Origin of the sequence: Buttiauxella cochleicola (assembly GCF_021283185.1) — a bacterium.
GTDB classification, from domain to species: domain Bacteria; phylum Pseudomonadota; class Gammaproteobacteria; order Enterobacterales; family Enterobacteriaceae; genus Buttiauxella; species Buttiauxella massiliensis.
Genome location: NZ_JAJSOS010000032.1, coordinates 1 through 1754, shown reverse-complemented (window position 1 = coordinate 1754; position 1754 = coordinate 1). Strand labels below are relative to the sequence as shown.

The 1754-nt window shown below is 47.3% G+C and carries 2 protein-coding genes and 1 pseudogene; all 3 read left to right on the top strand.

Annotated features, from left to right (window positions below; genetic code table 11):
• The coding region (locus tag LVQ76_RS22260; RefSeq protein WP_232922472.1) for a VENN motif pre-toxin domain-containing protein at positions 1-941 on the top strand (941 nt) is incomplete at its 5' end.
• Positions 942-943: 2 nt separating this feature from the next.
• Positions 944-1387 (top strand): hypothetical protein, encoded by a 444-nt coding sequence (locus LVQ76_RS22255; protein ID WP_232922471.1) that lies wholly within the window; start codon positions 944-946, stop codon positions 1385-1387.
• Between the two features lie 121 nt (positions 1388-1508).
• Positions 1509-1754, top strand: a pseudogene (locus tag LVQ76_RS22250) (hemagglutinin repeat-containing protein); the annotation flags it as partial.

Sequence of the window (1754 nt, the reverse complement as noted above, 5' to 3'; positions counted from 1 at the left end):
GTCTGGCGGGTGCAGCCGGAGCAGGAACGACAGCGCTGGCAGGGGAAGCGATTAAAAATGCGTTGTTTGGTGATATTCCGACAGATCAACTGACAGAGCAGCAAAAGCAAACGCTGATAGGACTGGGTACACTGGCAGCAGCTTTAGCCGGAGGTATCACGGGAGACAGCACTGGTAGTGTTGTTGCAGGTGCTCAGGCAGGGCAGAACGAACTCAGTAATAATATGGCGAGTATCGGGATGCTCCAGCAAATGATGGCGCAACAGACTCTGGCTTCAGCAGCAATGGCAGAAGCCGGCAGCACGAACCCGAATGATGCAGCGGCACTGGCGCTGACGAAAGCGGTTAAGCAGGGACTGAGTGCAGGATGTCTTGCAAGCGATGTGTGTGTGCTGATGGCGGTTGTTGCGGCGCAGAACCAGGGGAAAGCCCCGGGTAATACCGGTGGTGACCAGCTTGCAGAACAGGGACCAACAAACACGGGTGGAGATCAGCTGGTCGATCCAAACAAAACCCATACGGGTAATAATGATCCATCTGAGCAGGCGGCAACAAATACCGGAAATACTGATAGTGGGGTCGATACTGGAGGGAACACAACCACAACGCCAATTGCTGAACAGAACATGGATGATCTTGCTTATTTATCCGATGGTAGTAATTATGTGCCAAGTCCCAAACATGCACCTGGTGGGTGGGGAACGCCGATGGATTTAAGTGATTCCCAAGCCCAGGATGTATTAAACAACTCCATTCAAGGTGGGAAGCAAAAATATGGATTGAGTGACGGAAAACTTTATGAATTCCAGCCAGATAACGCTGGGGGATGGCATGGGTATCCAGTACCAGGCACAGAAGTCCCACCAAAAGTATTACGTGAGTTCCTTGCACGTGGTGATATCAGTAAAGCTGAGTACAACAAAATGATTAAAGGCAAATAACTATGAAAAAATTGCGCCTATCTTTACTTGATGGCTCACTTAAGGATGAGTATCAACTCATTGATATTAACGTAAAAGAAAATGAAGATATTATATCTATTTTTCGTGGAAAAATTGACCTGTCTGAACTTCTTGATTGGTTCAAAGATAATGAGTATGAAATTAAGTCATCAGATTTTCCAATAGCTAGAGCAAGTGGTGAATCATTAGCCAGAGCAATACGGTGTTTTTATGAAAATATAAATACGGAAGATGATTCGCTTGTTGACTCAATGTTTGATTACCGCTCTCGGCATTGTCTTCGATTTGGTGCTCGCGGTACTCTTATTCCTGAAGTTTATATTGGAAAGTCAGGAAATAAGTATGAAATCTCAAAGTCTGACAGTAATGATGAATGGAAATACTTTATTGATATAGATGATTTTTTTGATCATTTAAAAAATTAGGTTAATCCCGGCCACTGTGCCGGGATCTTTTTACCTGCCACTCAGCAGGCCGGGTCACAATTTGCCCGCATTCAATAGCAATGGTAACTGACGTACCCATCCCAAACCCTCATCGCCGGAAATGAAAGGCTCGGCGGTGGTGGGTGACGGCAATGTCAGCCTGAATGCGGGCAACAATATCGACATCGTGGCGGCGACCAACACCGACTCGACCTACCGCCTGGAAGAGAAGAAAAAGAACGGCATGTTCAGCGGTGGCGGTATCGGCGTCACCATCGGGACGAATAAATCGCGCTATGAAATGAACGACGAAGGCACGACCCAGAGCCAGAGTTTCAGCACGGTAGGGTCGACGGCGGGCGATGTC

What these genes read in the sequence shown, in the direction of transcription:
- LVQ76_RS22255 (WP_232922471.1), top strand. Translation starts at nt 944, where the DNA reads ATGAAAAAATTGCGCCTATCTTTACTTGATGGCTCACTTAAGGATGAG.